The 7,099-nt window shown below is 68.9% G+C and carries 7 protein-coding genes; 5 read left to right on the top strand and 2 right to left on the bottom strand.

Translation table 11 applies throughout. From position 1 onward, the window contains the following. Nucleotides 1-546 precede the first annotated feature (546 nt). Nucleotides 547-2,013, bottom strand: coding sequence for a helicase HerA domain-containing protein (locus tag BM145_RS13285; protein WP_093334155.1), 1,467 nt, complete (start codon nucleotides 2,011-2,013; stop codon nucleotides 547-549). Between the two features lie 85 nt (nucleotides 2,014-2,098). Between BM145_RS13285 and BM145_RS13280 the strand changes: the two genes are divergently transcribed. The 4 genes from BM145_RS13280 to BM145_RS13265 all read left to right on the top strand — a co-directional run bounded on the left by BM145_RS13280 (nucleotide 2,099) and on the right by BM145_RS13265 (nucleotide 5,021). Beyond that, nucleotides 2,099-2,842 carry a YebC/PmpR family DNA-binding transcriptional regulator gene (locus tag BM145_RS13280; RefSeq protein WP_093334130.1) on the top strand — a complete coding sequence of 248 codons (744 nt, stop codon included), beginning with the start codon at nucleotides 2,099-2,101 and terminating at the stop codon, nucleotides 2,840-2,842. A gap of 289 nt (nucleotides 2,843-3,131) precedes the next feature. After that, on the top strand, nucleotides 3,132-3,638 hold the full coding sequence (gene ruvC / locus BM145_RS13275; protein WP_093334129.1) for a crossover junction endodeoxyribonuclease RuvC: 507 nt from the start codon (nucleotides 3,132-3,134) through the stop codon (nucleotides 3,636-3,638). After that, entirely contained in the window at nucleotides 3,635-4,231 is a 597-nt protein-coding gene (gene ruvA / locus BM145_RS13270; protein ID WP_093334128.1) for a Holliday junction branch migration protein RuvA, read from the top strand. Before ruvC ends, ruvA begins: the two co-directional genes overlap by 4 nt. Nucleotides 4,232-4,295: 64 nt before the next feature. Then, nucleotides 4,296-5,021, top strand: coding sequence for a ParA family protein (locus BM145_RS13265; protein WP_093334127.1), 726 nt, complete (start codon nucleotides 4,296-4,298; stop codon nucleotides 5,019-5,021). A 287-nt stretch (nucleotides 5,022-5,308) separates the two neighbouring features. Here the strand turns inward: BM145_RS13265 and BM145_RS13260 are convergent, their stop codons facing one another. Then, nucleotides 5,309-5,899: an exopolysaccharide biosynthesis protein gene (locus BM145_RS13260; RefSeq protein WP_093334154.1), complete on the bottom strand. Its 591-nt coding sequence runs from the start codon at nucleotides 5,897-5,899 to the stop codon at nucleotides 5,309-5,311. 75 nt (nucleotides 5,900-5,974) lie between these two features. Between BM145_RS13260 and ruvB the strand changes: the two genes are divergently transcribed. Beyond that, nucleotides 5,975-7,006, top strand: coding sequence for a Holliday junction branch migration DNA helicase RuvB (gene ruvB / locus BM145_RS13255; RefSeq protein WP_093334126.1), 1,032 nt, complete (start codon nucleotides 5,975-5,977; stop codon nucleotides 7,004-7,006). Nucleotides 7,007-7,099: the final 93 nt, after the last annotated feature.

The raw sequence follows: 7,099 nt of genomic DNA, 5'->3' as shown, positions 1-7,099 counted from the left end.
CAGAACAGCGCCATGCCCACACTCCCGTGACCCACGCCCACAGTGAATCAGGAAAGCCGCTCCGCCTCAACCCGCTGATTGGGTTTGAGCCCTAGAACATTCTCTTTTCCAACCACTGCAAGAATGCCACAGACTTGTACCCTCAGTGGATACACCGCTTACAAAGCTAAGCCCAGTTCCTCGCTGGACTGGCAAAGTAGCGAAAAAACTATTGTCGCCACGCTTGCGACGTGTAGCCGTCTTACGCCGTCACAGATCGCCTCATACAGAAGTGAGTTTGTAACCGCGTCTCCGTACTATGGTGAAGCGGCCATAGGTCTGCGTTCTTTGGCCGTATCCATGTTCGGTAATCTACGGCGTTGTACCGCGCATAAGCCGGTTTCAAGAAATGATCCGATGAGAGGTTTTACCTGTACTCGGGAGGAAGGGCCGGCGAATTAACCCGCCCTCTATGCTCGCAGAAGGTGTGCCTATCCGCCTTCCTCCGGGTGCGGCCTTTCCCGTTTCACCATCGTTTCGGGAAAACCGGATGTAGAGTAGCGCCTTCTAAGCCGCCTCCGCCGGCTCCGTCGTCCACCCCAATCGCGGGATGGTGATGGAGCGTTTGCCCGACAGGTCGACGCGGGTGACGAACAGGTCGCGGCTTTCGATGTAGCCGATCAGGCGGCGGACGCGGCCGAGGGAGCTGGTGCCGTAGGTGGTGGCGAGTTCGGCGTCAGAGGGGCAGGGGCGCGCGTCCTTGGCGGCGCGGGCGACGAGGAGGAAGGCGCCCATCATGTCGTCGGGCAGCGTGCCGGCCAGCGCCAGGGCGTCGGCCCATTCCTCGGCATCGACGTCGAAGATGCCGGCGCGCGCGCAGCTGAGGCGGCGGGTGAAGGCGGGGAGGTCCTGCGGCGGCTTGGCGAGCCCGGCCATGCGGCAGCGGACCTGGAAATCCTGGAACAGGGTGGAGGGGGAGCGGAAGGCGGCGTCGGCGTCCGCGACGATGGCGCGGAGGGCGTCGGCGACGATGGTTTCCACCTCCGCCTCGTCCTTGTCCGGGGCGGGGGCCAGGGGGGCGGGGCCAGAAAACGAAGGACGCGCGATGGTGTCCGCCAGTTCGTCGGCGGGCACGAGACGGGGGCGCGCCTCGAACGCCATCGGCAGCAGGGGCGCGTCGTTCACCGGCTCGGCGAGCATGTCGGCGAGGTCGAACGCGCGTGCCTGCGGCAGGGGGGTGAGCTTGGGGCTGCCGCTTCTCGCTGAGGTCTCGACCGCGCCGATGCGGACGGAGATGGGGCGGCGCGAGACGGCGGGGCCGAGTGCCATGAAATGGCCGCGGGGGAGGTCGCGGATCGCCTCGGCCTGGCGGCGCTCCATGCCGAGCAGGTCGGCGGCGCGGGCCATGTCGATGTCGAGAAAGGTGCGGCCCATCAGGAAGTTGGACGCCTCGGCCGCGACGTTCTTGGCGAGTTTCGCGAGCCGCTGCGTGGCGATGACGCCGGCGAGGCCGCGCTTGCGGCCGCGGCACATGAGGTTGGTCATCGCCGACAGGCTCGCGCGGCGGACCTCCTCGGCCACCTCGCCGCCGGTGGTGGGGGCGAAGAGCTGTGCTTCGTCGACCACGACCAGCGCGGGATACCAATGTTCGCGGGGCGCGTCGAACAGGGCCATGAGAAAGGCGGCGGCGCAGCGCATCTGGCCCTCCGCCTCCAGCCCTTCGAGGCTGAGGACGACGGAGGCGCGGTGCTCGCGGATGCGGGTGCCGAAGCGGGCGACCTCGGCGACGGAATAATCCGCCGCCTCGATGACGACGTGGCCGTAGGCGGGACCGAGCGTGACGAAATCGCCTTCGGGATCGACGATGACCTGCTGGACCTGGCCGGCGGACTTCTCCAGCAGGCGGCGCAGCAGGTGCGACTTGCCCGAGCCCGAATTGCCCTGGACGAGCAACCGGGTGGCGAGCAGTTCTTCGAGGTCCATGCCGACGGCGGCGCCCCGCTCGTCCAGCCCCATGTCGACGCTTACTGTCATGTGGCGGCCCATGTGGCGCACCGGGGCGGTTGGCGAAAGCCCCTTCGCGGGGTTAAGGACGGCCGCATCATATCAAGAGGCACCGATGGCAGGCCATTCCAAGTTCAAGAACATCATGCACCGCAAGGGCGCGCAGGATAAGAAGCGCTCCAGCATGTTCTCCAAGCTTTCCCGCGAGATCACGGTGGCGGCGAAGATGGGGCTGCCCGATCCCGACATGAACCCGCGGCTGCGCGCGGCGGTGAACGCGGCCAAGGCGGCGTCGGTGCCCAAGGACAACATCCAGCGCTCGATCGACAAGGCGAGCCGGGGGGACGCGGAGAATTACGAGGAGATCCGCTACGAGGGATTCGGGCCGGGCGGCGTGTCGCTCATCATCGAGGCGCTGACCGACAACCGCAATCGCACCGCGACCAACGTGCGCACCGCCGTGGCGAAGAATGGCGGTAACCTGGGCGCGAGCGGATCGGTGAGCCACGGATTCGACCGGGTGGGGCTCATCAACTATCCGGCCAGTGCCGGCGATGCCGAGAAGGTGTTCGAGGCGGCGCTGGAAGCGGGGGCGGAGGACGTGACCTCGTCGGAGGAAGGCCACGAGATCTGGACGGCGCAGGCCGATCTGCACGAGGTGGTGAAGGCGCTGGAGCCGGTGCTGGGCGAGGCGGAGGGCGCCAAGCTTGCCTGGCGGCCGCAGACGATGGTGGCGGTGAACGAGGGCGAGGCGGCGACCTTGTTCAAGCTGATCGATACGCTGGACGACGACGACGACGTGCAGACGGTGTGGGGGAATTACGAGGTGTCGGACGAGGTGATGGAGAAATTGGGCTGAGGATGGATCTGGGTTCACGCGAAGGCGCGAAGGCGCGAAGAGTAGAAGGTGGGTTCACGCGGAGGCGCGGAGGCGCGGAGAGTCGTGTTCGTGGCGATCGTCTCGCGTCAGCGAGACTTTCATACTGTATCGCGCCGACGAGGGAGCCGCTGACGCGGCTCGAGAGTGTGCGGCAGGCGGTACTACTCCGCGTCTCCGCGCCTCCGCGTGAACCCTCTTTCTCTTCGCGCCCCTTCGACTGCCTGCCTGCGGCAGTCGCTCAGGACAGGCTTCGTGCCTTCGCGCGAGCATGATTATCCTTGGCCTCGATCCCGGGCTCGGCACCACCGGCTGGGGCGTCATCCGCGCCGAGGGCAACCGGCTCTCCCATGTCGCCAACGGGCAGATCAAGACCGAGCCGTCGATGCCGCTGCCGCGTCGGTTGTCGAACCTGTATGCGGCGCTGCTCGACGTGATCCGGGCGGAGCGGCCGGATACGGCGGCGGTGGAGGAGGTGCTGGGCAATACCAACGCGCAGTCGACGCTGAAGCTGGGGCAGGCGCGCGGTGTGGTGCTGCTGGCGGCGGCGGGGGCCGGGCTGCACATCGGCGAATATCATCCCTCTACGGTCAAGAAGGGCGTGGTGGGCACGGGTGGTGCGGAGAAAAGGCAGATCCAGGCGATGATGGCGGTGCTGCTGCCCGGCGCGAAGCTTGCCGGGCCCGACGCGGCGGACGCGCTGGCGGTGGCGATCACGCACGCGCATCATCTGGCGAGCGCCGAGGGCATGGCGCGGCGATCGAGGGTGACGGCATGATCGCGCATCTGAAAGGGCGGCTGGAATCGACGGGGCTCGACCATGCGGTGATCGATGTCGGCGGCGTCGGCTATCTCGTCGGCTGTTCGAGCCGGACGCTGGCGGCGATCGGGCCGGTGGGTGAGGCGGCGACGCTGTTCACCGAGATGTTGGTGGCGGAGGATTTCATCCGGCTGGTCGGGTTCTCGTCGGCGAGCGAGCGCGACTGGTTCCGGCTGCTGACCGGCGTGCAGGGGGTGGGCGCGCGGGTGGCGCTCGCCATCCTGTCGGCGCTGGAGCCTGCGGAACTGGCGCGCGCGGTGGGTGCGCAGGACAAGGCGATGGTGGCGCGCGCCAACGGCGTCGGGCCGAAGCTGGCCGAGCGGATCGTGCGCGAGTTGAAGGACAAGGTGGGCGCGGTGCCGGTGGGGCCTGCCGCCCTGGGCCAGGTACTGCCGGTGGGGGCGAGCGCGGATGCAGTGTCGGCGCTGCTCAACCTCGGCTTCCGGCCGGCGGAGGCGACCACGGCGGTGGCGGCGGCGGAGGAGGAACTGGGTGACGGCGCCAGCCTCGACGCGCTCGTGCGCCTCGCGCTGAGGAAGGCGGCGCGGTGAGCGGCGGGGGCGGCGTTCCGCTCCCTAACGCCATCGTAACCCTTGTCGTGCTAGCGCGCCCGCGATGACGACAGTCGCGGTCTACAGCCCCAAAGGGGGTGTCGGGAAGACGACGCTGGCGGTGAACCTGGCCTGGACGGCGGCGACGCTGTCGGCACGGCGGACATTGCTGTGGGATCTGGACGCGCAGGGGGCGGCGTCGTGGTTGCTGGGGCACGAGGCGGGCGGATCGGCGGCGCTCGCGACCTTCATGCAAGGGGTCGATCCGCGGCGCAGCGTGCGGAGCACGGCGTTCGAGCGGCTCGACCTGCTGCCCGCCGACCCGTCGTTGCGCGGGCTCGATCAACTGTTCCACGACCTCGCCAAGAAGAAGCGGTTGCGCCACCTGGTCGAGGAGCTGGCGCGCGACCGCGAGCGGATCGTGATCGACTGCCCGCCCGGGCTGACCGATACCACCGACCAGATCCTGCGCGCCGCCGACCTGGTGGTGGTGCCGGTGATCCCGGCGCCGTTGTCGAGGCGTGCGCTGGACGTGATCGCCGCGCATGTGGGGCGGCACAAGGGGCCGCGGGTGGTGATGGCGCCGGTCTTCTCGATGGTCGACCGGCGGCGCGCGCTGCACCGCGCGCAGCTGGCGGCACATCCCGGCTGGCCGGCGATCCCGATGGCGAGCGTGGTGGAGCAGATGACCGACCGTCGCCTGCCGCTCGGCGCCTTCGCGCCCAAGGTGCCGGCGATGGAGGCGGTGGCGGCGCTGTGGCGGCGGATCGAGCGGGAGCTGGCGGGTTAGGGCAGTTCCGGCCTGACGGCAGATATTCCAGGGCCGATCGACATTCACGCTGTTGCTGCCCTTGGCCTCTACCGGAGTGGCAAGCCTTGGAGAACCACAGTCTCTTCGCTGAATGTCTATTGGCCTAGGGCGGATCGACATTCAACGCTGCGCCTCATCATCCTCCCCGGCGAAGGCCGGGGTCCAGCTGGGATACGCGAACGGTCGGTCGTCGTACCTCGTCCACGATCTTCCCAACTGGACCCCGGCCTTCGCCGGGGTGGAAAAATGCCGAATGTCGATCCGTCCTAGTGCTGGCCGATCATCCCGATGCCGACCGCCACCGCGACGCCCGCGAGCGCGGTGGCCACGATCATCAGAAGGCCGTCGCGCACCAGCAGCGCCAAGCCGAAGGCGGCGATGGCGGCCATCGGCGCGGTGGAGGCGAAGGGGAGGAGTTCGAGCGGCGGCACCGTCGCGGCGAGGAGGATGCAGGCGACCGCGGCGACGCGGACGAAGGGGCCGCTGGTCAGCGCGGGCAGGCGGCCGTGGAACCAGCGGTCTGTCCAGTTCGCGACACCGCGCAGCTTCTTCGTCGCCTTGCGCACCTTCTCCGCCCGCGCACCGCGCTTCTGGAGGAAAGTGGGCAGCCAGAGATGCTTTCGGCCGAATACCATCTGCACCGCGAAGAGCGCGATGATCGCGGCGAGCACCGTGGGCAGGCCGGGAATGCCCCCGATCGGCGACATCTCGATCAGCGCGGGCACGAGCAGGAAAGGGCCGTAGGAGCGGTTGCCGAACGCCTCCACCGCGTCGCCGAAGGTGACCTTGTCCTTCTCGTCCGCCAGTTCGTCGAGCTTGTCGAGGATGTCGGTCACGCTCTGCGGATCGTCGGCCATGGCCATGCGAACGGGGCGGCGGGCCTCGCGGTTCCCGCTCGACAGCGGGGCCGCGACGCGCCTACGGAACGAAGCGTGACCGACGATCGCCTGCTGACCCCCGCGCGCAAGCCCGAGGACGTGGATGCCGCGCTCCGGCCGAAGAATCTCGACGAGTTCGTCGGGCAGAAGGCGGCGCGCGAGAATCTGCGCGTGTTCATCCAGGCGGCGAGGGCGCGGGGCGACGCTCTCGACCATGTGTTGTTCTTCGGGCCGCCGGGGCTGGGCAAGACGACGCTGGCGCAGATCATCGCGCGCGAGATGGGGGTGGGCTTCCGCGCCACCTCCGGCCCGGTGATCGCCAAGTCGGGCGACCTGGCAGCGCTGCTGACCAATCTCGAGGATGGCGACGTGCTGTTCATCGACGAGATCCACCGTCTCCAGCCGGCGGTGGAGGAGGTGCTCTACCCGGCGATGGAAGACCGCGCGCTCGACCTGATGATCGGCGAGGGGCCGTCGGCACGCTCCGTCAGGATCGACCTGCCGCGTTTCACGCTGGTGGGGGCGACGACGCGGCAGGGGCTGCTGACGACGCCCTTGCGCGACCGGTTCGGCATTCCGGTGCGGCTGCAGTTCTACACGGTGGAGGAATTGACGCGTGTGGTGACGCGCGCGGCGGGGCTGCTCGACCTGTCCATCGCGCCCGACGGGGCGAGCGAGATCGCCAGGCGCGCGCGGGGCACGCCGCGGATCGCCGGGCGGCTGCTGCGCCGGGTGCGCGACTTCGCCGACGTGGCGGGCGCGGCAGTCGTCGACGCGCGCGTGGCGGACGCGGCGTTGGGGCGGTTGGAGGTGGACGCGCTGGGGCTCGACCTGATGGACCGGCGCTACCTCCACATGATCGCCGACATCTATCGCGGCGGGCCGGTGGGGGTGGAGACGCTGGCGGCGGGCTTGTCCGAACCGCGCGACACGATCGAGGAGGTGATCGAGCCCTATCTGATCCAGCTCGGCCTGGTCGCTCGGACGGCGCGGGGGCGCGTGCTGAACGCGGGCGGGTGGAAGCATCTGGGGATCGCCCCGCCGGTGGGGAGCCAGGACGGGCTGTTCGACGGCGCCGCCGGCTGAAAAGATTTATTACTGCCATTGTTGCTCGATCTTCCCGCGATCGCGCCCGCCAACGCGTGACAGTCGCATGGTCGATCTGGTAGCCCTGCTGCC

The sequence above is a fragment of the Sphingomonas rubra genome (genome assembly GCF_900115745.1).
GTDB classification, from domain to species: domain Bacteria; phylum Pseudomonadota; class Alphaproteobacteria; order Sphingomonadales; family Sphingomonadaceae; genus Sphingomonas; species Sphingomonas rubra.
This window is presented reverse-complemented; position numbering and strand designations above follow the sequence as displayed.